This is a genomic window from Rhodoluna sp. KAS3 (assembly GCF_026000575.1).
Classification (GTDB): Bacteria; Actinomycetota; Actinomycetes; order Actinomycetales; family Microbacteriaceae; genus Rhodoluna.
Map to the genome: position 1 here is coordinate 558,015 of NZ_AP026910.1, position 22,758 is coordinate 580,772.

The 22,758-nt window shown below is 53.6% G+C and carries 21 protein-coding genes; 12 read left to right on the forward strand and 9 right to left on the reverse strand.

What is annotated here, in order from left to right; translation table 11 throughout:
* Positions 1-4 precede the first annotated feature (4 nt).
* Positions 5-1,201, reverse strand: coding sequence for a glycogen synthase (gene glgA / locus OO731_RS02815; RefSeq protein ID WP_264890574.1), 1,197 nt, complete (start codon positions 1,199-1,201; stop codon positions 5-7).
* Between the two features lie 46 nt (positions 1,202-1,247).
* Here glgA and glgC point away from each other — a divergent pair, with 46 nt between their 5' ends.
* Both glgC and serB read left to right on the forward strand, forming a co-directional pair.
* Positions 1,248-2,489 carry a glucose-1-phosphate adenylyltransferase gene (gene glgC / locus OO731_RS02820; RefSeq protein WP_264890575.1) on the forward strand — a complete coding sequence of 414 codons (1,242 nt, stop codon included), beginning with the start codon at positions 1,248-1,250 and terminating at the stop codon, positions 2,487-2,489.
* Positions 2,486-3,118 (forward strand): phosphoserine phosphatase SerB, encoded by a 633-nt coding sequence (gene serB / locus OO731_RS02825; protein WP_264890576.1) that lies wholly within the window; start codon positions 2,486-2,488, stop codon positions 3,116-3,118. Before glgC ends, serB begins: the two co-directional genes overlap by 4 nt.
* Positions 3,119-3,192: 74 nt before the next feature.
* On the opposite strand, the gene OO731_RS02830 is transcribed toward serB, so the two are convergent.
* Complete coding sequence (locus tag OO731_RS02830) at positions 3,193-3,903, reverse strand: beta-ketoacyl-ACP reductase (protein ID WP_138275302.1); 711 nt, start codon at positions 3,901-3,903, stop codon at positions 3,193-3,195.
* 114 nt (positions 3,904-4,017) lie between these two features.
* On the opposite strand from OO731_RS02830, the gene OO731_RS02835 reads away from it, so the two are divergent.
* Together OO731_RS02835 and OO731_RS02845 are read left to right on the forward strand one after the other, a co-directional pair.
* Positions 4,018-4,323 (forward strand): DUF3099 domain-containing protein, encoded by a 306-nt coding sequence (locus OO731_RS02835; RefSeq protein WP_138275303.1) that lies wholly within the window; start codon positions 4,018-4,020, stop codon positions 4,321-4,323.
* Positions 4,324-4,523: 200 nt separating this feature from the next.
* Positions 4,524-5,360, forward strand: coding sequence for an SURF1 family protein (locus OO731_RS02845; protein ID WP_264890578.1), 837 nt, complete (start codon positions 4,524-4,526; stop codon positions 5,358-5,360).
* A gap of 9 nt (positions 5,361-5,369) precedes the next feature.
* Here the strand turns inward: OO731_RS02845 and abc-f are convergent, their stop codons facing one another.
* From abc-f to sufB, 6 genes are all read right to left on the reverse strand, one after another.
* Positions 5,370-6,968 (reverse strand): ribosomal protection-like ABC-F family protein, encoded by a 1,599-nt coding sequence (gene abc-f / locus OO731_RS02850; protein WP_138275305.1) that lies wholly within the window; start codon positions 6,966-6,968, stop codon positions 5,370-5,372.
* 99 nt (positions 6,969-7,067) lie between these two features.
* Positions 7,068-7,397 carry a metal-sulfur cluster assembly factor gene (locus tag OO731_RS02855; RefSeq protein WP_138275306.1) on the reverse strand — a complete coding sequence of 110 codons (330 nt, stop codon included), beginning with the start codon at positions 7,395-7,397 and terminating at the stop codon, positions 7,068-7,070.
* 2 nt (positions 7,398-7,399) lie between these two features.
* Positions 7,400-8,152: a Fe-S cluster assembly ATPase SufC gene (gene sufC / locus OO731_RS02860; RefSeq protein ID WP_138275307.1), complete on the reverse strand. Its 753-nt coding sequence runs from the start codon at positions 8,150-8,152 to the stop codon at positions 7,400-7,402.
* 29 nt (positions 8,153-8,181) lie between these two features.
* Positions 8,182-8,499: a non-heme iron oxygenase ferredoxin subunit gene (locus OO731_RS02865; protein WP_216641477.1), complete on the reverse strand. Its 318-nt coding sequence runs from the start codon at positions 8,497-8,499 to the stop codon at positions 8,182-8,184.
* The gene (sufD, locus tag OO731_RS02870; RefSeq protein WP_138315471.1) at positions 8,499-9,683 is read right to left on the reverse strand and encodes a Fe-S cluster assembly protein SufD; all 1,185 of its coding nucleotides are present in this window, start codon (positions 9,681-9,683) and stop codon (positions 8,499-8,501) included. Before sufD ends, OO731_RS02865 begins: the two co-directional genes overlap by 1 nt.
* The gene (sufB, locus tag OO731_RS02875) at positions 9,683-11,101 is read right to left on the reverse strand and encodes a Fe-S cluster assembly protein SufB (protein ID WP_138275310.1); all 1,419 of its coding nucleotides are present in this window, start codon (positions 11,099-11,101) and stop codon (positions 9,683-9,685) included. The genes sufD and sufB overlap by 1 nt, the downstream gene beginning before the upstream one ends.
* 245 nt (positions 11,102-11,346) lie before the next feature.
* On the opposite strand from sufB, the gene OO731_RS02880 reads away from it, so the two are divergent.
* Entirely contained in the window at positions 11,347-12,267 is a 921-nt protein-coding gene (locus OO731_RS02880) for a COX15/CtaA family protein (RefSeq protein WP_264890579.1), read from the forward strand.
* Complete coding sequence (locus OO731_RS02885) at positions 12,267-13,631, forward strand: deoxyribodipyrimidine photo-lyase (protein ID WP_264890580.1); 1,365 nt, start codon at positions 12,267-12,269, stop codon at positions 13,629-13,631. Before OO731_RS02880 ends, OO731_RS02885 begins: the two co-directional genes overlap by 1 nt.
* On the opposite strand, the gene OO731_RS02890 is transcribed toward OO731_RS02885, so the two are convergent.
* On the reverse strand, positions 13,628-14,503 hold the full coding sequence (locus OO731_RS02890; RefSeq protein ID WP_264890581.1) for a heme o synthase: 876 nt from the start codon (positions 14,501-14,503) through the stop codon (positions 13,628-13,630). The genes OO731_RS02885 and OO731_RS02890 overlap by 4 nt on opposite strands.
* Positions 14,504-14,697: 194 nt before the next feature.
* Between OO731_RS02890 and tkt the strand changes: the two genes are divergently transcribed.
* The 6 genes from tkt to pgl are packed head-to-tail and all read left to right on the forward strand — an operon-like array spanning position 14,698 to position 22,758.
* The gene (tkt, locus tag OO731_RS02895; protein ID WP_264890582.1) at positions 14,698-16,788 is read left to right on the forward strand and encodes a transketolase; all 2,091 of its coding nucleotides are present in this window, start codon (positions 14,698-14,700) and stop codon (positions 16,786-16,788) included.
* A gap of 33 nt (positions 16,789-16,821) precedes the next feature.
* Positions 16,822-17,922, forward strand: coding sequence for a transaldolase (gene tal, locus OO731_RS02900; RefSeq protein WP_138275314.1), 1,101 nt, complete (start codon positions 16,822-16,824; stop codon positions 17,920-17,922).
* Positions 17,922-19,517, forward strand: a complete 1,596-nt coding sequence (locus OO731_RS02905; protein ID WP_264890583.1) for a glucose-6-phosphate isomerase — start codon at positions 17,922-17,924, stop codon at positions 19,515-19,517. Before tal ends, OO731_RS02905 begins: the two co-directional genes overlap by 1 nt.
* Before the next feature lie 12 nt (positions 19,518-19,529).
* On the forward strand, positions 19,530-21,065 hold the full coding sequence (zwf, locus tag OO731_RS02910; RefSeq protein WP_264890584.1) for a glucose-6-phosphate dehydrogenase: 1,536 nt from the start codon (positions 19,530-19,532) through the stop codon (positions 21,063-21,065).
* A complete protein-coding gene (locus OO731_RS02915) occupies positions 21,062-22,030 on the forward strand; it encodes a glucose-6-phosphate dehydrogenase assembly protein OpcA (protein WP_264890585.1) in 969 nt (322 codons plus the stop codon). Before zwf ends, OO731_RS02915 begins: the two co-directional genes overlap by 4 nt.
* Complete coding sequence (gene pgl / locus OO731_RS02920; protein ID WP_264890586.1) at positions 22,030-22,758, forward strand: 6-phosphogluconolactonase; 729 nt, start codon at positions 22,030-22,032, stop codon at positions 22,756-22,758. Before OO731_RS02915 ends, pgl begins: the two co-directional genes overlap by 1 nt.

Below are 22,758 nucleotides of genomic sequence, written 5' to 3' on the forward strand. Positions count from 1 at the left end.
CCTTTTAGCCTATGTGCTTGCCGTTGATTGCCTTCTCATAGACACCAATAGTTTCCGCAGCAATGCTGTCCCAGCTGAAGTGTTGCTCAACACGCCTACGACCGGCTGAGCCGAATTCGGCAATTCTTGGGTGGTCCAGAATCTCATTGAGGGCCGCGGCGAAATCTGCCACAAACTTGCCTTCGTCAAGTGGCTTTCCGCTGCCATCCATCAATTGCTCAATCGGCACCAGCAATCCAGTCTCGTTGTGGGCAACTACCTCTGGAATGCCACCGGTAGCCGTGGCAACAACCGGAGTTCCGCAGGCCATAGCCTCTAGGTTCACAATGCCGAGTGGTTCGTAAATCGATGGGCAGGCAAAGACGGTTGCAGCCGAGAGCATGGCAATCAATTCCGCGCGGCTCAGGTGCTTTTCTACCCAGATGACGTTATCCCGGACTTTTCGAAGCTCGGCTACCAGGTCGGTAACCTCCTGGAGAATTTGCGGGGTATCTGGGGCGCCAGCACAAAGCACCAACTGAACATCAGCGGGCAATTCTCTGGCTGCCTTGAGTAGATACGGCAAACCCTTTTGCATCGTGATTCGACCCACAAAGACCACAGAACGCTGATCTGGGTTCACGCCGTTGGCGCGCACTAAGTCAGGGTTATCGGCCGCTTGGAATGCATCCAGATCAATGCCATTGTGGACTACAGCAACTTTTTGAGGGTCAAGTTGAGGGTAGGCACGAAGAATGTCCTGACGCATCCCATCTGACACCGCGATGATGCCGGTCGCGCCTTCGTAGGCTGTGCGCTCAACCCAGGATGAAAGGCGGTAACCGCCGCCCAACTGCTGCTCTTTCCATGGGCGTAGCGGTTCGAGACTGTGGGCTGTAATCAGGTGCGGGATCCCGTGAAGGGTTCCGGCTACTTGCCCGGCAAAGTTTGCGTACCAGGTGTGCGAATGGACTAGGTCAGCGCCTGCAATCGCAGAAACCATGCTCAAATCTGTGGCCATGGTCTGTAGGGCGCCATTGACAGCTTCAAACTCAGCGCTGTGGCGGTATGCAAATGTATCGGTTTCATTACGGTCTTCACCGAAGCAATGCACCTTGACATCGATCTGTTTTCGCAAAACTCTCACTAATTCAGCGACATGTACGCCCGCTCCCCCATAAATGAAGGGTGGATATTCTTTAGTGATCAGATCGATTCTCATAGCGTCATGTTATCTGGCGTTCATAAAGGACTAATAACATTTCGATATGAGCACTCCACGTATTTTCGGAATGGTCCTTGCTGGCGGCGAGGGTAAGCGCTTGATGCCTCTAACGGCTGATCGCGCAAAGCCTGCGGTGCCTTTTGGGGGAAGTTATCGTCTTATCGACTTTGCATTGTCAAACCTGATTAATTCAGGTCTTCGACGCATCGTTGTTTTGACTCAGTACAAATCACACAGCCTTGACCGCCATATCTCTCAGACCTGGCGAATGTCTCCGCTGCTTGGCGCATACGTTGCCTCGGTTCCTGCGCAGCAGCGACTTGGCAAGCGCTGGTTCTCGGGAAGTGCTGACGCAATTCTCCAGAGCATGAACCTACTGAGCGATGAGCGACCAGACATCGTGGTCGTGGTCGGTGCCGACCACGTTTACCGCATGGACTTTGATCAGATGATTGAAGCGCACATCAAGTCAGGCCGTGGAGTCACAGTTGCAGCCATTCGCCAACCACTTTCGCTGGCGAACCAGTTTGGCGTAATCGAGGTTGACGAAAAAGACAACACCAAGATTTCAGCTTTCCGCGAGAAACCAAGTGACCCTAAGGGTTTGCCGGACAGTCCCGGCGAAGTTTTGGCTTCGATGGGTAACTACGTTTTCAGCGCCCAGGCACTCATTGACGCTATTGAGCATGACGGTACCCTCGAGGAGTCATCGCACGACATGGGTGGCGACATCGTCCCTTACATGGTTGCGCGCGAGGACGCTGGAGTTTATGACTTCACCTACAACGAGATTCCTGGCTCGACAGAGCGTGACCACTCATACTGGCGCGACGTAGGAACCATGGACTCTTACTACGAGGCCCACATGGACCTAATCTCAGTGATGCCGGTTTTCAACCTGTACAACTCAGAGTGGCCAGTACACACCCAGCAGATCAACTTGCCACCGGCAAAGTTTGTTCACGATGGTGAGGGCAACCAGGGGCGGACCACCGACTCGATTGTTTCGCTTGGAACCGTGGTTTCGGGTGGAATTGTTGAGCGCAGCGTGCTCTCGCCGAATGTGCGCATTCACTCCAGAGCTCTAATTACTGACTCGATTTTGCTTGATGGCGTCCAGGTTGGGCGCGACTGCACCGTTCGAAAGGCTATCCTCGACAAGAGCGTTGTCGTTGCCGATGGCGCCTCGATCGGTGTCGACAAGCAAAGAGATCTTGACCGCGGCTTCTTCGTCACCGACTCGGGTATTACCGTTGTTGGAAAGGGCGTTCTGGTTACACCGTGACCAAGTTTTTAGTGGTTTTTGATGTTGATTCAACTCTCATCGAAGACGAAGTAATTGAGTTATTGGCCGATGTCGCTGGAAAGCGCGCTGAAGTTGCTGCGGTAACCGAGCGCGCGATGGCTGGCGAGCTGGACTTTGCTGAAAGCCTTATTGAGCGAGTTAAAACCCTCGCCGGGCTTCCCGAAAGCGTATTTGAAGAGGTTTTGGGCAGGATTCGCATCACCACCGGGGCAAAGACCCTTATCGATGCTGTTCATGCGGCCGGTGGACGGGTGGGCGCGGTTTCTGGCGGATTCAACCAGCTCCTAGGGCCATTGGCCAAGGCTTTGGAGCTGGATTTTGCTCGCGCAAATCAACTTGAGGTTGTAGACGGCGTTCTGACCGGCCAAGTTATTGGCAAAATTATCGATCGTGCAGCCAAGGCGGAGTCTTTGCTTGAATGGGCTGAGGTCGCGGGATTTGCCATCGAAAACACGGTTGCAGTCGGCGATGGCGCCAATGACCTGGACATGTTGGCAGCAGCTGGACTGGGTGTTGGCTTCAACTGCAAGCCGATTGTTCGCGAACATGCCGATTTTGTGCTCGAGGGTAATGACCTTGCCGGTTTGATACCGGTTCTCAAACTCTGATCAATAAAATCCTGAGTATTGACAAATCTGAGCATAAAAAAACCGCCCAACCGGGCGGTTTTTTTATTAAATCTCTAGTGGCCCATGCCCAATCCACCGTCAACCGGAATGACAGCACCTGAGATGTAGCTGGCTTCGTCGCTGGCAAGCCAGGCAACGACCTTGGCAACTTCTTCTGGCTGGGCAAAGCGGCCGGCCGGAATCTTCTTCTTGTACTCGTCCTGCTGAGCTTCAGGCAAAGCCGCGGTCATGTCGGTGTCAATAAAGCCCGGGGCGACCACGTTTGCGGTAATGCCGCGGGCGCCAAGCTCGCGGGTTACTGAGCGAGCCATGCCCACAAGGGCCGATTTGGCAGCTGAGTAATTTACCTGGCCAGCCGAGCCGAGAAGGCCAACAACGCTACCAATCAGGATCACGCGGCCGTACTTGGCCTTGATCATGCCCTTGGTGGCGCGGCGCAGTACGCGGAAAACGCCATTCAAATTTGTGTCGATTACTGACTCGAATTCTTCGTCAGTCATGCGCATGAGGAGGGTATCGCGGGTAATGCCTGCGTTTGCAACCAAGATTTCGATTGCCCCTAGCTTTTCTTCGACCTCGGCAAATGCAGCATCCAGGGTCTCAGGCTTGGTCACATCTGCGACCACACTTAGTGAACCTGCAGGGCCCTCGCCACTGCGAACAGTCACAGCAACTCTGTGACCTTGACGAATGAACTCCTCAGCAATCGATTTTCCGATTCCGCGGTTACCGCCGGTGACTAGAACTGTTCTTGGTGTGGTCATTGACTATTCTCTTTCAGGGAATACAACTGTTAGCGCTGCGCTTGGGACAAGTGAAGTCTACCTTTGCGAGCCTTTGGTAGCTGTATTCGGCTGATCTGAAAGTGGTGATTAGACATGAGTGAAACGCAGAGTGTTACCTCGATCGGTCAATCCCCCGAGGCCGAACGCAAAACCCGCATGATCAAATACCTGATTGCCATGATCATTCGAATGGTTTGTTTGGTCCTGGCCTTGGTCGTTCAAGGCTGGTTGGCCTGGGTGTTTGCGGCCGGAGCAGTCCTATTGCCTTATTTCGCCGTCGTTCTAGCTAATGCTGTGGTCACAGACGACAAGCCAAAACTAGCTACCGCAGTTGCGCCAAAACTGGTTATTTCCGCCGACCAATTCGTTGCCGCGCCAAAGCCAGAGGAAAACCGTTAGTTGTTGGGTATCTCTCCCCCAAATCTGAAATGTTCCAGAGCAGGTTGTTCGGCAACCGCTGAATTCTGCCTCACCTGGCGAAACCCCAAGATTCACACCGATGGCCGAACCAAAGTTTGGTCTGCCTGTGATGAGCATCGTCAATTTCTGGTTGACTATTTAGAGACCAGAGGTTTCCTGCTAACTACCGAAAAGATTCAATGACCAATTACAAACTGAGCTGGCTCAACGATTCCTGGAAACGTTGGCTTGCTTGGCTGATTGCCGCATCGGTGTTTGCAGTTGCCTGTGTTTTTCTCTCTGATTGGCAGTTTGACCGCCGTCAAGAGGCATTGGCCAAAATTGAAGTTGTGGCGCAAAACTACGATCAGGCGCCTCTGACACTCGAGGATGTTGTTCGGTCCGACGAGTTTGACGCCCGCAATGAGTGGCGACCAGTGTCGATTACCGGTCAATTCCTCCCTGAGAAGGCTTACCTAGTTCGAAATCGTCCGTACAACGGGCAGCCGGGGTTCTTGCAGGTTATTCCGTTTAAGGCCGTTACTGGCCAGCTGGTAGCGATTGAGACCGGTTGGTTACCTACGGGGTCGCGCCAGGACTCACCAGACTTAATTCCGCTCCCAGATAACCAGGAGCGGACTATCCTGGCCCGAATTAGGCCAACGGAGCCAACTCTCAACCGCGATGCTCCGGCCGGTCAACTTGGCACTCTAAACTCGGCGAACCTGTTCAAGCAGGCTGGTTTGTCGGGTGAATTAATTGAATCGGTGTATTTTCGGTTAGCCGAAAGCTACAACCAGGGTGAGGCGGTACCCAAACTTTTACCCAAACCGGCACTTACCGAGGGAAATCATCTGAGTTATGCGTTGCAGTGGATTCTCTTTGCGCTCATGGCTTTCACGGCATTGATCTGGGGTGTTCGGCAAGAACTCAGATTCAAGCGCATGGCTGAAGATGAAACCTACCGACCTAAAAAGCGCAAACGCGTCGGCGACGACGATAAAGCAGCTGAAGACGCGCTTCTGGGCCAGGAATAACAGTCAGTTTTAGCTGAGGGCAATCAGGTCGGCGTAACCATCGTTCCAGTGGTCTTCATCGCCATCAGGCAAAATCAAGACTCGTTCTGGGTTCAGGGCCAAAACCGCACCAACATCGTGGCTCACCAGCACAACTGCACCGGTGAATGTGCTCAGCGCTCGAAGGATTTCTTCGCGGCTGGCCGGGTCAAGGTTGTTAGTCGGCTCATCGAGCAGCAACACGTTGGCCGATGACACAACAAGTGAGGCAAGTGCCAAGCGGGTTTTCTCTCCACCGCTCAAAACACCGGCAGGCTTATTCACGTCATCACCGGTGAAAAGGAATGATCCCAAGACCTTGCGGGCATCGGTGTCGGCAAGTTGTGGAGCTGCACGCTGCATATTTTCCAGCACAGATTTGGAGACGTCCAGGGTCTCGTGCTCCTGGGCAAAATAGCCGATCTTGAGTCCGTGGCCGGGAACAATTTCACCGGTGTCTGGCTTGTCGAGACCCGCAAGCATGCGCAGCATCGTGGTTTTACCGGCACCGTTCATACCGATGATGACTACCTTTGAACCCTTATCAATGGCTAGGTCAACGGCGGTGAAAATCTCAAGCGAACCGTAGCTCTTACTTAGGTTGTTAGCCATTAGCGGAGTGCGGCCACATGGAGCTGGATCTGGGAATTTGATTTTGGCGACGCGATCAACTTCTCTGACCTCATCGAGTGAGTTCAGTAGGGACTCAGCGCGGCGAACCATCTGCTTTGCAGCAACGGCTTTGGAGGCTTTTGCACCAAATTTGGCTGCCTGAATCTGCAGGGTATTGGCCTTCTTTTCAGCGATGGCTCGTTCGCGCTTGCGGCGCTCCTCATCGGTCTCGCGAGCCTTTTGGTACTGGCGCCAGCCCATGTTGTAGATGTCGATTACGCAGCGAATGGCGTCAAGATAGAAAACGCGGTTTACCGTTTCTTCGACTAGATCAACGTCGTGACTGATAACGATCAGGCCGCCCTGATAGCCCTTCAGAAACTCCCGCAACCAAACCACTGAATCGGCGTCAAGGTGGTTGGTTGGCTCATCGAGAATCATGGTTTCGGCGTTCGAAAATAGGATTCTTGCCAACTCGATTCGGCGGCGCTGACCACCGGAAAGTGTCTTTAGCGGCTGGTCGAGAATGTGGTCCTTGAGGTTTAGGTTGCTTGCAATAGTTGCAGCTTCAGCCTCGGCGGCGTACCCGCCAGCCGCCTGAAAGCTTTCTTCAAGTTCCGAGTACCTAGCCATTGCGCGGTTGTAGACGTCTTCTTCGATGCTGCCCATGTCTTCGGTGCACTTTGCCATTTCGGCCGCAATATCGCCAAGTCCTCGGGCGTTCAAGATTCGAGTGCGTGCTAGCTCTTCTGGGTCACCCGAACGAGGGTCCTGCGGTAAGTAGCCGATTTCGCCTCCGCGAGCCACGGCACCCTGAGATGGCTGCCCATCCCCCGCCAAAATTTTAGTGAGGGTGGTTTTTCCAGCACCATTTCGGCCCACCAGCCCCACCTTGTCACCCTTATCAACGCGAAAATTCACGTTAGACATGAGGACGCGAGCTCCGATGCGGATCTCTAGGTTACTCACGCTAATCATTTGAATCTCCGTTGGTAAAAGGGCGTATCGGGTTGCGACGCACAAAAGCCCAAGTCTACAAGTTGCGACTTGGGCTTCTGGTGCGAATTTTGGGTGGGTTTAGATTGAGAACCCGATGGCTCGCATTTGCTCGCGCCCATCTTCGGTAATTTTTTCTGGACCCCATGGTGGCATCCAAACCCAGTTGATGCGGAATGCTTCAACCACACCGTCAAGTGCTTCGGCCGTCTGTTCCTCAAGAACGTCGGTCAAAGGGCATCCCGCAGAGGTCAAAGTCATGTTGATTAGCAGGTTGCCATCTTCAGACTTCTGAAGACCGTAAATCAGACCCAAATCAACAATGTTCACACCGATTTCTGGGTCGATCACATCCTTTAGAGCCTCTATGACATTGTCATAAAGGGTTGGATCAAGCTCAGTGGCATTCATGATTAGGCCTTTACGTAACGGTCGTAGCCCTCAGCTTCAAGGCGATCTGCAAGCTCTGGGCCGCCCTGTTCAGCAATCTTTCCGGCAACGAAAACGTGCACGAAGTCAGGCTTGATGTAGCGCAAGATTCGGGTGTAGTGGGTGATTAGAAGCAAACCAAAGTCATTCTCTGACTTGGCACGGTTTACACCCTCTGAAACAATCTTCAACGCGTCAACGTCTAGACCAGAGTCGGTTTCATCAAGAACAGCAAACTTTGGCTTCAATAGTTCTAGCTGCAGAATCTCGTGGCGCTTTTTCTCGCCACCTGAGAATCCCTCATTTACGTTGCGCTCGGTGAACGAAGAGTCCATGTGAAGGGCATCCATGGCTCCACGGACATCCTTTATCCAGTTACGCAGTGCCGGCGCCTCGCCAGCGATGGCGGTCTTTGCGGTGCGCAGGAAGTTCGACACTGATACGCCAGGGATTTCTACTGGGTACTGCATCGCTAGGAATAGTCCGGCACGCGCGCGTTCGTCAACGCTCATCTCAAGCACGTTCTCGCCATCGAGCAGAATTTCACCTTCGGTAACTTCATATTTTGGGTGACCTGCAATGGTGTAGGCCAGGGTTGATTTACCTGAACCGTTCGGGCCCATGATTGCGTGGCTTTCGCCCGAGCGAATAACTAGGTCAACACCCTTCAGGATTTCTTTAGTGCCCTGGTCGGTCTCGACGGTTACGTGGAGGTTTTTGATTTCAAGAACTGACATGTGATTTTTTCTTTTCTAAGAGGTCTGAGTTATTCGGCGTCGATTTCGAGGAAAATCTCGTCGTTCTCGACGATGACTTCGTACGCCACAACTGGTTCGTAGGCAGGGAGAGTTAGAGCCTCGCCAGTCTCAAGTGAGAACTTGGCGCCGTGTGCCCAGCACTCGACGGTCTTATCTTTGCCGATGAAGCCCTCGCTAAGCGAGATTTCACCGTGGGAGCACTTGTCATCAAGTGCAAAGACTTCGCCATCCTTAGTCTTGAAGATTGCGATCTGAAGTTCGCCCACCTTCACACGGATAGCCTTGCCAGCTTTGATTTCGTCTACCTTGCAGATGCGGACTGCCATTATGAGTTACTCCTTGCTAGCTCAGCCTCGATTGCGTCGGTGAGGCGGGCTTCGATTTCTTCGTTACCAATTTGCTGGATGATTTCGTTGAGGAAACCACGTACGACGAGGCGACGGGCTTCAATCTCTGGAATACCGCGGGCCTGCAGGTAGAACAACTGCTCGTCGTCGAAGCGACCGCTGGCCGAAGCGTGCCCAGCCCCGGCAATCTGACCGGTTTCAATCTCTAGATTTGGCACCGAGTCAGCTCGCGCGCCATCGGTTAGCAATAGGTTTCGGTTTAGCTCGTAGGTATCGGTGCCCTCCGCAGCCATGCGAATTAGTACATCTCCAACCCAAACAGTGTGTGCGCCGTCTCCCTGAAGTGCACCCTTGTAGGTGACTCGAGACTTGCAGTTAGGAACCGCGTGATCAACGTAAAGTCTGTTCTCTAGGTGCTGGTCCTCGTCTGCGAAGTACATCCCTAGCAGCTCAACGTCGCCACCCGGCTGAGTGAATTCTGCAGATGTGCTAACTCGAACGGTCTCGCCTCCCAAACTGACAACCAGGTGCTTCAATTTGGCATTTCGACCAAGACGAGCCATTTGAGTTGAGGCGTGAACCGCCTCGGCATTCCAATCCTGAATCGAAATCAGAGTTAGGTGGGCTTCGTCACCAACAATAATCTCGAGGTTTTCGCTCAAAATCGCGTCACCCTTGTGGTCAAGAATCACGGTTGATTCTGCAAATGGTTTTGCATCAACAATTAGGTGAATAGCACTTGGCTCGGTTGATTCTGAATTGAGGGTTAGCTGAACCTCAGACTTTGCGTTGCCTGGAAGGGTTACCAGATAGGCCTGCTCAGCAGAGCCCCAGGCTGCCGCACTCGGACGCTCTTCTGGAATTCCTGCCCCGCCAAAGGCTGGATTGTCTGAGCCCACCCATGCGGTTGTAACGCCATCGGTGTGCTTGATTTCAAGGTCGCCAACGTACTCGGCAAGTGAATCGGCATCCAGACCTTTTAGGCGCGCCGCTGGCAAGTAACGCCACTGCTCTTCGCGGGTTGAAATTGCCGGGAAGTCGGCTACGTTTGTCGACCTCTTGCGCTCATAGCGAGTCTGAATTGGAACGCCCGCCCCATGGCTGTGAGCCTCAAGGCCGTGCTGTACTGAACCGCTTTCAACGGTTGGTGTTGAAGTGGTCACTAGCCGACGGCCCCTTCCATCTGCATTTCGATGAGTTTGTTCAACTCAAGGGCGTATTCCATCGGTAGTTCCTTAGCGATTGGTTCAATAAAGCCGCGAACGATCATCGCCATGGCCTCGTCTTCGGGTAGTCCTCGGGACTGTAGGTAAAACAACTGCTCTTCGCTAACGCGCGAGACTGTGGCCTCGTGGCCCATTGAAACGTCGTCCTCGCGCACGTCCACCGCTGGGTAGGTGTCCGAACGAGAAATAGTGTCAACCAACAGTGCGTCACAGCGAACTGTGTTGGCAGAGTGGTGAGCACCCGGCATGACACGAATTTCGCCACGGTAGGACGTACGGCCACCTCCGCGTGCGATTGACTTCGAGACGATTGAGGAGCTGGTGTGTGGCGCAAGGTGAATCATCTTTGCGCCCGCGTCTTGGTGCTGTCCCTCGCCGGCAAACGCAACCGATAGGGTCTCTCCGCGAGCATATTCTCCGGCCAAAATTACTGCTGGGTACTTCATGGTCACCTTTGAGCCGATGTTTCCATCGATCCACTCCATAGTTGCGCCTTCGTGGCAGATTGCACGCTTGGTAACTAGGTTGTAGACGTTGTTTGACCAGTTCTGAATGGTCGTGTAGCGAACACGGGCACCCTTCTTCACAATGATCTCAACTACGGCAGAGTGCAATGAGTCAGATTGGTAGATAGGCGCGGTGCAACCCTCGATGTAGTGCACGTATGAATCTTCGTCAGCGATGATCAGGGTGCGCTCGAACTGACCCATGTTCTCAGTGTTGATGCGGAAGTATGCCTGAAGCGGGATCTCCACGTGAACGCCCTTTGGGACGTAAACGAAGGATCCGCCCGACCACACCGCAGTGTTTAGAGCAGCGAACTTGTTGTCACCGGCAGGGATAACGGTTCCGAAATACTCCTGAAAAATCTCAGGGTGCTCTTTGAGAGCGGTATCGGTGTCTAGAAAGATTACGCCCTGGGCCTCAAGGTCTTCACGGATCTGGTGGTAAACCACTTCAGATTCGTACTGTGCGGCCACACCGGCAACCAAACGGCTGCGCTCGGCTTCTGGGATTCCCAAGCGCTCGTAGGTGTTGCGAATTTCTTCTGGAAGCTCTTCCCAGGTGTTGGCCTGGCGCTCAGTTGAACGAACGAAGTACTTGATGTTGTCAAAATCAATGCCACTTAGGTCTGAACCCCAGCTAGGCATCGGTTTCTTGCCGAAGAAGTCAAAACCTTTCAGGCGGCGTTCAAGCATCCACTCCGGTTCACTCTTCAGTCCAGAAATGTTCCGGACCACACCTTCGTTGATTCCTCGCTTCGCGATTGAACCGGCGGTATCGGAGTCGGACCAACCGAACTCGTACACGCCAAGGCTGTCAAGTTCTGGTCGGTCAATGATGATGTCGGACAAGCCGGCCTCCCTTTTTATGCTGCTCAGATCTGAGTTTCTTGATCCGAAATAGTCTGTGAGTGTCAACTGATGAACCGCGCTTCCGTATTCCCTGCAAGGCAAACTTTGCCCTGTGTAAAGATGGGTTCAGGAGAAGTCTCAAGATTGCAACAGCGCAATCGAGAAATAGTTGAAACTATCCGCAAGTTTACCGATATGGCTTGGAATTCGGAAGCCAAAAACCGCGTCGAAAGGCAGTGTTTCCTTTGTTTACAAAGATTCGCAACACCATTGCGAACAATCCCCTCTTTTCTGCTGCCAGACTCCCGCTTTATGTCTGGCTTTCACTGGTTAGCCAGATACTCATCGTGGTTACAGGTGGTGTTGTGCGCCTTACCGGTTCAGGATTGGGCTGCCCAACTTGGCCGAAGTGCACCGAGGATTCTTTGATTACGGTGCCGGAAATGGGTTGGCACGGAGTTATTGAGTTTGCGAATCGACTTCTGACCTTTGTACTGGCACTCATCGCACTGCTTACATTCATTGTGATTGTTCGTCTCGGTCGGAAACTGAACCGCGGTTTATTTGCACCGGCGCTAATTCTTGGTCTTGGAATCCCAGCTCAGGCTGTCCTCGGCGGGTTCACCGTGTGGAGTCAGCTAAACCCATGGTTTGTTGGGGCTCACTTCATCTTGAGTGCCATCATGATTGCAATTGCTTCGTTGTTGGTTTTCAGAGCGTTACCTCCGGTTCATGTTGCTGCCCCACGCAGCCTGTGGTTGACCGCAACACCGGTAGCAGTGGTTGGCGCGATCTCAGTGATTATCGGTGTTTTGGTTACCGGTGCTGGCCCGCACTCAGGTGACGCGGAAAGCATCAGAAACGGATTGGACCTGGAGCTGTGGCAACACCTGCACTCCTACCCCGCTTATGTCCTTATCTTGCTGGTCATTGCCCAGGCATGGATTCTTTGGAAGCGGGACCGATGGTCTAAGAATTTCCAGACCAAGGCTGTCCTGTGGCTACTGGTCGTTCTTATTGGTCAAGCAGTCATCGGCGTCGCTCAGGCCAGATTGGGCGTTCCTCCCCTTCTAGTTGGCCTCCACATGCTAGGTGCCGCGGTGATCTGTTCCATGCTGACCTTCCAGTGGCTTGCTATTAGAGGCAAGAGTCGAGGCTCAAACTAATGTCGCGCCTGTTTTGGTTCAGACGTGACCTACGTCTGCAAGACAATGTGGCTCTGAACCAGGCCGTGGCCGGTGCCGTTAGTGACGGCGACAATCAGGTGCTCCCCGTTTACGCTCTGGACTCCTCAGTATTTGAGTCGCTCGAGGGCATTAGGCAATGGTCTCTGCACGAGTCCCTCAAGTCGCTGCAGCGCTCGCTGGGTGGCAACCTTTCTGTGGTGGTGGGTTCGCCGGCGGCTTCACTGGTTGATGCAGCTACTAAAGCTGATGTTTCGGTCGTCCATGCCACTAGAGCCTTCGATACCCGAGGAGTGGCCGAACAAAATGCGGTCGGTCTGGCACTGAAAGATGCTGGCATTTTTCTTCAACTTGACGATAGCTATTACGCAGTTGCTCCGGGGTCAGTGAAGAAGCCAGACGGCTCCCCCTATCGCGTTTACACACCATTTTTTAAGAACTGGTTCCAGCACGGTTGGGCAAAGCCAGTTGCGCTCGCCGAAGGAGCCATTTGGCGCTCGATAGATGGGCAAACTGAGATTCCGCTGCCGACTAAGGATTCACCAATCAAAGTGACTGCTTCGGAGGCCTTTGCTGTCAAAACTTTCGAGCGCTTCAAGCACCGTGCGCTTGAAAATTACGGCGATGACCGGAACCGTGCCGACCTGTCCGGGACTTCACACCTGAGTCATGCACTGGCCTTTGGTGAGATTCATCCGCGCACCATCCTTGCCGATCTGCAGGATTCCCCTGGCGAGGAAGTCTTCCGAAAAGAGATTGCGTGGCGAGAGTTTTATGCCGACGTACTTTGGCATAACCCGCACACCGACCACGATTACTACGAACCGCGATTCAAGGAAATGCGCTACGACGTTGGCCCGGATGCCGATGCCAAGCTGCTGGCCTGGCAGCAGGGAAAAACGGGTTTTCCCATGGTGGATGCAGGTATGCGCCAACTTTTAGCCACGGGGTGGATGCACAATCGCGTTCGCATGATCGTTGCCTCTTTTTTGATTAAAGATCTGCACCTTGAGTGGCAACTCGGCGCTGAGTGGTTCGAGCGCAATCTAAGTGACTTTGATCCGGCTTCAAACGCCCATGGCTGGCAATGGACTGCCGGTTGTGGCACTGATGCTTCGCCGTACTACCGAGTCTTCAACCCAGTTCTGCAGGGATACAAGTTTGATCCTCGCGGAGACTACATCCGGAAGTATGTTCCGGAGTTAGCCCACATCTGGGGGCCAGAGATTCACGAGCCTTGGCTAAGGCTGGATGGTCTGTCGCAGGGCTATCCGAGTCGAATTGTCGATCACGCTACCGAGCGGGACGAGTCACTAGCTCGGCTAAAGGAAATTAAGAAGGACTAGCCCAAAACCAAAGGGTCAACTGCAAGAGCCACAAACAGTAGCGTCAGGTAAATGTTTGAGATGTGGAACAGCGGCATCGGTTTGCTAATTTCACCCGTCTGAGCCTGCTTGAAAATTCTGTGTGCGGCCCAGATAAACCAGATTCCACCCGCGATTGCAGTGGCAGAGTAAATCCAACCAAGTCCGGCTACCGGGATTAGCACCCAGGTGCTGACCGCAACGGCCCATGCGTAGAGGACAATCTGCATGGCAACTGTCTTTGGGCCACGCACAACCGGCAACATCGGAACCCCAGCACGCTCGTAGTCATCGCGGTACTTGACTGCTAGCGGCCAATAGTGTGGCGGGGTCCACAAGAAAATGATCAGGAACAGCACCCAAGGGGTCAAAGACAGGTCGTTTGTTACTGCTGCCCAGCCGATTAGGACTGGAGCTGCTCCCGCGGCGCCTCCCCAAACGATGTTCTGAGGGGTCCAGCGCTTCAGGATCATGGTGTAAACCAGCACGTAGAACAGCACCGCGGCAAGAGAAATTAGTGATGCCAGCCAGTTGACCAGAATCCCTAGCCACAGAACTGATGCCAAGCCGATAATCCACGAGAAAACTAAGGCTTCGCGATTAGTGAGTTCACCAGTCACCAGCGGGCGGTTCTTGGTACGGCCCATGATTTTGTCAATGTCGGTGTCGTATACGCAGTTGAAGGCGTTTGCTGAACCTGCGCTCAGAGCACCACCGATAAGGGTCGCCAAAACCAGCCAAAGATCCGGCATTCTGCCCTCGGCAAGCACCATCGTCGGAAGAGTGGTGATCAACAAGAGCTCAATTACACGTGGCTTGGTCAGCGCAACGTAGGCCTTGGTTTTTTTCAACATTTCTAATAAGTGTAAATCAACGACATACTTCGTTATTCCTTCAAGTAGAAAAACACTGAGGTAGTAGACTTTTCCAAGAACTTGATTGGGTTTCAAGCACGTATTTGTGCCCATTTTCCAGTACTTCTCATGGCAATGGCGCCGAGCAAATTTTTTAGTCCCGATCTCATCTACAACAAGAAAAGGAGCTGCTCTTGTCAGCATTCCAATGGACCGAACTCGACACCAAGGCAGTCGACACAGCCCGAGTTCTAGCAGCAGACGCAGTTGAAAAAGTTGGCAACGGTCACCCTGGTACCGCAATTAGCTTGGCGCCAGTGGCATACCTGCTTTTCAACAAGATAATGCGCCACGATCCAAAGGATGACCGCTGGCTTGGGCGTGACCGTTTCATTTTGAGTGTCGGTCACAGTTCTTTGACTATTTACAACCAGCTTTACCTGCACGGATACGGTCTTGAACTTGACGACCTAAAGGCTCTTCGTACTTGGGGTTCAGCAACTCCGGGACACCCTGAGTACGGTCACACCAAGGGTGTTGAGATCACCACCGGTCCATTGGGCCAGGGTTTGGCATCAGCAACCGGTTTCGCATACGCATCTCGCTTTGAGCGCGGTCTATTCGACCCACAGGCCGCCGAAGGCCAGTCCCCTTTTGACCACTTTGTTTATGTAATCGCTGGTGATGGTGACATGCAAGAAGGTGTCACCTCAGAGGCTGCATCACTTGCGGGTCACCAGCAACTGGGAAATCTAGTTGTGATCTACGACTCAAACCAGATCTCAATTGAAGATGACACCAACATCGCCTTCACCGAAAGCGTCACCGCTCGCTATGAGTCATACGGATGGCACACCCAGACCGTTGACTGGAAGAAGACCGGTAACTACGTCGAGGACCTCGAGGAACTTTACAACGCCATCCAGAAGGCTAAGTCAGTAACTGATAAGCCATCGCTAATTACCCTTCGCACCATTATTGGATGGCCGTCACCAAAGAAGCAGAACTCGGGCAAGATTCACGGTTCAGCACTCGGTGCTGAAGAGCTTTCAGCGCTAAAGACCGTTCTAGGTTTTGATCCAGAGAAGACTTTTGAAGTATCACCCGAGGTAATTGCTCACACCCGCAACACCGATCGATTTGACCGCGAGCGTTCAGCCTGGGAAGCATCATTTGACGCTTGGGCATCAGAAAACGCCGACAAGAAGCACCTGCTTGACCGAATTGTTGCTGGCGAGACCCCAGAAGGTCTTGAAGCTGCTCTTCCGGTGTTTGAGAACGGAAGCTCAGTTTCAACTCGAGTAGCTTCAGGCAAGGTAATCAACGCCATTGCCGGAGTTATGCCAGAGCTTTGGGGTGGTTCAGCCGACTTGGCCGATTCAAACATGACCACAATCGCTGGCGCGAAGTCATTTGTTCCAAGCGAATGGTCGACCCACGAATGGAACGGCGACAAGTACGGTCGCGTTCTGCACTTTGGTATCCGTGAACACGCCATGGGCGCGATTCTCAACGGAATCGTTCTGCACGGAAACACTCGAGTGTTCGGTGGAACCTTCTTGATCTTCAGCGACTACATGCGTCCTGCAGTACGTCTAGCTGCACTGATGGGTATTCCATCAATTTTCGTTTGGACTCACGACTCAGTGGCTCTTGGTGAAGATGGCCCAACCCACCAGCCAATCGAGCAAATTGCCACTCTGCGCGCGATTCCAAACCTAGACATGGTTCGCCCAGCCGACGGCAACGAAACTGCGTTCGCTTGGAAGACCGTTCTAGAGCGCCGTCAGGGTCCAGCTGGTCTTGCGCTTAGCCGTCAGAACCTTCCTGTGTATCCACGCGGCGAAGCTGACGAGACCGGTTCGGTTTATGCCGGTGCTGAAAACACCGCAAAGGGTGCGTATGTCCTGCTTGAAGCGGCAAACGGCCAGCCACAGGTAATCCTGATTGCTACCGGTTCTGAAGTTGAAATCGCAGTCAACGCTCGTATTCAGCTAGAGGCTCAGGGCATCGCCACTCGCGTGGTTTCAGCTCCTTGCCTCGAATGGTTCGATGAGCAGTCAGCCGAATACCGCGAGTCAGTTCTTCCTGCGGCTTTGAAAGCCAAGGTCTCAGTTGAGGCTGGCGTGAGCTTGGGTTGGAACAAGTACGTGGGGCCATTCGGTCAGAGCGTCTCAATTGAGCACTTCGGTGCTTCAGCCGACCCTAAGACTCTTTACCGCGAATTCGGCATGACTGCTGAGGCCGTCGTAACCGCAGCCCTAGCTTCAATTGCAGCCAACTAGCCCAAATTTTTCCTAAGAAATCGGAGTAAATAAATGTCAAACAGCCCACTAGCTCAGCTAGCCGCAAATGGCGTCAGCATCTGGCTTGACGACCTATCACGTTCACGCATCGTCTCTGGCGGTCTGCGCGATTTGATCACCAACCGTTCGGTTTCTGGCGTAACTACCAACCCGACCATCTTTGCCGGTGCGCTGGCCAAGGGTGAGGGCTACCAGGCTCAGGTTGCTGAGCTTGCTGCTGCTGGAGCATCCGCTGAAGAAGCAATCTTTGAAATCACCACCAAAGACGTTTCGGATGCCTGTGACATCTTTGCTGGCGTTTACGCAGAGACCAAGGGCTTTGATGGCCGCGTATCAATCGAGGTTGAGCCTGGACTGGCAAACGACACCGATGGCACCATTGCTCAGGCCAAGGAACTGTTTGCCAAGGTCAACCGCGAAAACGTAATGATCAAGATTCCTGCAACCAAGCCGGGTCTAGGCGCTATCACCGCAGTAATTGCTGCAGGAATTAGCGTCAACGTAACGTTGATTTTCTCTCTCGAGCGCTACCGGGAGGTTATCGCTGCTTACATCGCTGGTATCGAGCAGGCAAAGGCCAACGGCCACGATCTGTCAAAGATCCACTCAGTAGCCTCATTCTTCGTTTCACGCGTTGACACTGAAGTTGACAACCGTTTGGTAGCTGCTGGGCACCCTGAGTTGAAGAGCCAGGCTGCTCTTGCCAACGCTCGTCTTGCCTACGAAGTATTTGAGCAATCTTTTGCTACTGACGCTTGGGCAGCACTTGCTGCCGCAGGAGCAAACGTACAGCGCCCATTGATGGCATCTACCGGTGTAAAGGACCCAGCCCTGCTTGACACTCTTTACGTGACCGAATTGGTTGCTCCTCAGCTGGTCAACACCATGCCTGAGAAAACTATGGAGGCCGTCTACGACCACGGTGTTATTCCTGCCGCTTCAATCACCAACAACTACGAAGCTGCTCGCGAGGTTCTTGCAGCAGTTGAGGCCGCTGGGGTTTCATTGGCAGACGCAACTCAGGTTCTAGAAACCGAGGGTGTAGACAAGTTCATCGTTTCTTGGAACGAACTGGTTCAGACCGTTGACACCGCACTCAAGGCGGCGAAGTAATGTCGCTAAAGGTCGTTGTAGCCGGTACTGCTGCGGCAGCTGTTGCCAACAACATTGATGCACTAGTTGCCGACAAGGTGGCTAGCCGCATTGCTGCGAAGGACTTTACCCTTTGGGGTAAGGATGCTGAATCAGAGTCAGCCATTCGTCTAGGTTGGGTCAAGTCTGCAACGGACTCCGCTCCCCTAGTTGAGGGCATTTTGGCTCTAAAGGCCGAGTTCAACGCAAAGGGTGTTGACCGCTTTGTTCTTTGTGGAATGGGTGGATCCTCGCTTGCTCCTGAGGTTATTACCCGCACCGCCGGTGTTGAGCTGGTTGTTTTGGACTCAACTAATGCTGACCAGGTTGGCGCTGCGCTAGCCGGCGACCTAGCTCGCACCGCGATCATTGTTTCTTCCAAGTCGGGCTCGACTGTAGAAACCGACTCTCAGAAGCGCATTTTCGAGAAGGCCTTCACCGATGCCGGAATCGACAAGGCCGACCGAATCGTTGTGGTTACCGACCCTGGTTCTCCGATGGAGGCAGCTGCTAAGGCTGATGGTTACCGTATCTTCAATGCAGACCCAACTGTGGGTGGCCGTTACTCGGCACTAACCGCATTTGGTTTGGTCCCTTCTGGCCTGGCCGGTGCCGACATTGCCGGTCTTCTGGCTGAGGCGGCTGAGGCTGCAGAGGTTTTGTCTTCTGATTCAGTTGACAACCCAGGCCTGATTCTTGGCGCCGCCCTGGCTTGCACCCCAGGCGAAATGGGAAACCGCGACAAAATTGGAATCGTTGCTGACGGAACTGAAATTGTTGGTTTTGGTGACTGGGCCGAGCAACTAATCGCAGAGTCAACCGGAAAGCTCGGTAAGGGCATTCTGCCTGTGGTACTAACCCCAACCAGTCAGGAACTTCACTCCGGTCTTGCCGACCTGGTTGCAGTTCACGTTCAGGCAGATGCAAAGCCGGTTTCCGGAGACACGGTATCGGTTTCAGGCTCACTGGGTGCTCAGTTCTTGCTATGGGAGTACGCAACCGTAGTTGCTAGCCGACTGATTGGCATCAACCCGTTCGATCAGCCAGACGTTGAATCTGCAAAGATCGCAGCACGCGGAATGCTAGAACAGCGTGACGCTGTAATACCTGCACTGTTCACTGATGCAGACATCGATGTTCGAAGCACCGAACTTGCTGTCTCAGGTACAACAGTTTCAGCTGCAATTGCAGCGCTGTTGGCTCAGCTAGATGATGACGAGGGCTACCTCTCAATTCACGCCTATCTTGACCGCACTTCAGTGGCCGAGGCAGAAGAGCTTCGCGACCTGTTTGCTATCAAAACCCGTCGTCCTGTGACTTTTGGTTGGGCACCACGTTTCTTGCACTCAACTGGTCAGTACCACAAGGGTGGTCCGCGCCAGGGTGTTTACCTTCAGTTGGTTTCTGAGGCTGCTGCAGACATCCAGGTTCCTGGTCGTGACTTCACCTTCGGTGAGCTGATCGCATCTCAGGCTGCCGGTGATGCAAAGGTTCTTGGCCAGCTTGGTCGCCCGGTGCTGACGCTAACTTTGGCTGATGCCAAGGCTGGCGTTGCACTAATCAAGTCAGCCCTCTAAGGAGAAAACTTAATGAGCAAGCTCTCAGCGGGCCACAACCCGCTTCGCGATCCGGGTGACCGCAGACTCAACAGAATTGCGGGCCCAAGCAGCCTGGTTATTTTTGGTGTTACCGGTGACCTTTCCCGTAAAAAGTTGATGCCAGCTGTTTACGACCTTGCCAACCGTGGCTTGTTACCACCAGGCTTTGCGTTGGTCGGTTTTGCACGTCGCGATTGGGAAGACCAGGACTTCGAAAAGGTAGTCAAGGAGTCAGTGAAGCAGTTTGCTCGCACACCTTGGTCCGAGGATGTTTGGCAACAGTTGGCTACCGGAATTCGCTTTGTTTCCGGTGAATTCGATGACGACGCATCGTTTGATCGCCTCAAAGAGACCATCGAAGAACTAGATGCCAAGCGCGGAACCAACGGAAACCACGCGTTCTACCTATCGATCCCGCCAAAGGCGTTCGCTCAGGTGTCGCAGCAGTTGAAGCGCAGCGGGCTTGCTGATCCAAAGCCAGACCAGTTCCGCCGTGTGGTTATCGAAAAGCCATTCGGTCACGACCTCCAGTCTTCACGTGAGCTCAATGACGTAGTTGAAACTGTGTTCCCTCCGGACGCGGTCTTCCGTATCGACCACTACTTGGGTAAAGAGACTGTTCAGAACATCCTTGCTTTGCGTTTTGCAAACCAAATGTTTGAACCACTTTGGAACGCCAATTACATCGACCACGTTCAGATCACCATGGCAGAAGACATCGGTGTTGGTGGACGAGCAGGATACTACGACGGTATTGGCGCTGCTCGCGATGTGATTCAGAATCACTTGTTGCAGCTGCTTGCACTCACTGCAATGGAAGAGCCGGTTTCGTTTGATGCGGCCGACCTCCGTGCAGAAAAAGAAAAGGTTTTGTCAGCGGTTCGACTGCCGAAGGACCTTGGTCGTCACACAGCTCGCGGACAGTACGCCGGCGGGTGGCAGGGTGGCGAGAAAGTTACCGGATTCCTTGAAGAAGATGGAATGAACCCGGAATCTGTCTCTGAAACCTATGCGGCAATGCGGCTGGACATCAACACTCGCCGCTGGGCAGGTGTTCCTTTCTACCTACGTGCCGGTAAGCGCCTTGGTCGTCGAGTCACCGAAATTGCCGTTGTCTTTAAGCGTGCACCGCAGCAGCTGTTTGCCGAAAGCCAAACTTCAGCTCTAGGTCAAAACGCGCTGGTAATTCGCGTTCAGCCAGACGAGGGTGTGACCATGCGTTTTGGTTCAAAGGTGCCTGGTGTTGGTATGCAGGTACGCGATGTGACCATGGACTTTGGTTACGGACACGCATTTACCGAGGCAAGCCCAGAAGCTTACGAGCGTCTAATTCTTGACGTTCTTTTGGGTGACCCACCGTTGTTCCCACGCCACGAAGAAGTTGAACTTTCGTGGAAGATCCTCGACCCAATCGAGGAATACTGGGCCAAGCAGGGCCAGCCAGAGCAGTACCGCCCTGGAACCTGGGGCCCTAAGTCTGCCGATGAAATGCTTGCCCGAGATGGGCGCGAGTGGAGAATCCCGTGATCGTTGATCTACCAAACACAACCATTAGCAAGGTCTCAAAGCAGATCATCCAGATTCGCGAGCAGGGTGGCGTAGTTGCACTCGGTCGCGTTTTGACGTTGGTTATTGAAACTGATTTTGAGGGCATTGAGCCTGCCATCAAGGCCGCTAACGATGCCTCACGCGAGCACCCGTGCCGCATCATCGTTTTGGCTGATGACAACTCAAACAGCGCTCAGAACGCCAAGTTGGATGCTCAAATCCGTGTTGGCGGAGATGCCGGCGCCTCTGAGGTCATTGTTCTACGTGCCTTCGGTGAGGCTGCCAGTGACCCTGAGAGCCTTGTCACCGGCCTATTGCTTCCAGACGCCCCAGTCGTTGCCTGGTGGCCTGACGAAGCTCCTGCGAAAGCCGCTGACTCTGCGATTGGTCGAATTGCTACCCGCCGAATCACTGATGCAGCGAGCCAAAAAGACCCGCACGCGTTTTTGACCCAACTTGCCAACACCTACACCCCTGGTGACAGCGATTTCGCCTGGACCAGACTTACCCCGTGGCGTGAGCAGCTGGCCACCATCTTGGACCAGCCGCCTTACGACAAGGTGCTTGGTGTTGAGGTAACCGGTCCGGTGGACTCCCCTAGCGTCGATCTTTTGGCAGCTTGGCTTGGCATTCAGCTCGGAGTTGAAGTAAACCTAATTCGTACACCGGCTGATGACCAAAAGCACGGTCTCGTTGGCGTGAAGCTAAAGCGAGCATCAGGTGACATCGAGATCGTTCGCAATGAACCGGGTGTTGCCACGCTAATTCAGCCATCACAGCCGACCCGCGAGATTTCGCTGCCGCGCCGCAGCTTGCGTGACTGCTTGATGGAAGATCTTCGCCGACTTGACCCAGATGAAATCTTCGGCAAGATTGTGACTCGAAGCTTCAAAGAGACAACTCCGCGCCCAACCGTCACTGCTGACCACAAGGCAACTAACTAATGAGCACTCGCCCATTTGTTCAGCGTTTCAAAGACGCTGATTCGGTTGCCCGAAACGCGGCTGGCGACCTCATCACCAAGCTGGTTCAATTGCTTGAGGCTCAGCCTGAAGCTCACGTCATGCTGACCGGTGGAACAGTTGGAATCGCGACCCTGGCGGCGCTGGGTGAGCACGAGGATAAAACTTCGGTCGACTTTACCCGGGTCCACTTTTGGTGGGGTGACGAGCGTTTTGTTGCCTCGGACAGCGGTGATCGCAACAGCCTGCAGGCTCGTAAGGCCCTGTTGAGCAAAATTAGCGTAGATGAGTCTAAAGTCCATGAGTTTCCTGCCAGTGATGCAGGACTTTCACTGGATGAAGCCGCACAGGTTTTTGCCCAGCACGTTGATTCGGTTGCACCAAAGTTTGACGTGGTCTTCTTGGGAATTGGCCCAGACGGACACATCGCGAGCTTGTTCCCCGGCAAGCCAACTCCGGCCGCTGGCGCACAGATCATTGCCGAACACGATTCTCCGAAGCCTCCGCCGATGCGCCTAAGTTTTACCTACGACGCACTAAATGCAGCAGACGAAATTTGGTTTGTGGTTGCCGGTGCCGATAAGCAGGATGCCGTGGCTGTTGCATTCGGCGATGAACCAGAGACTCTGCCGGTTGGTCGCGTTCATGGCTCGGTAGCAACGCGTTGGTATCTTGACAACACTGCAGGTACCAAAGTCTTTGGTTGCTAG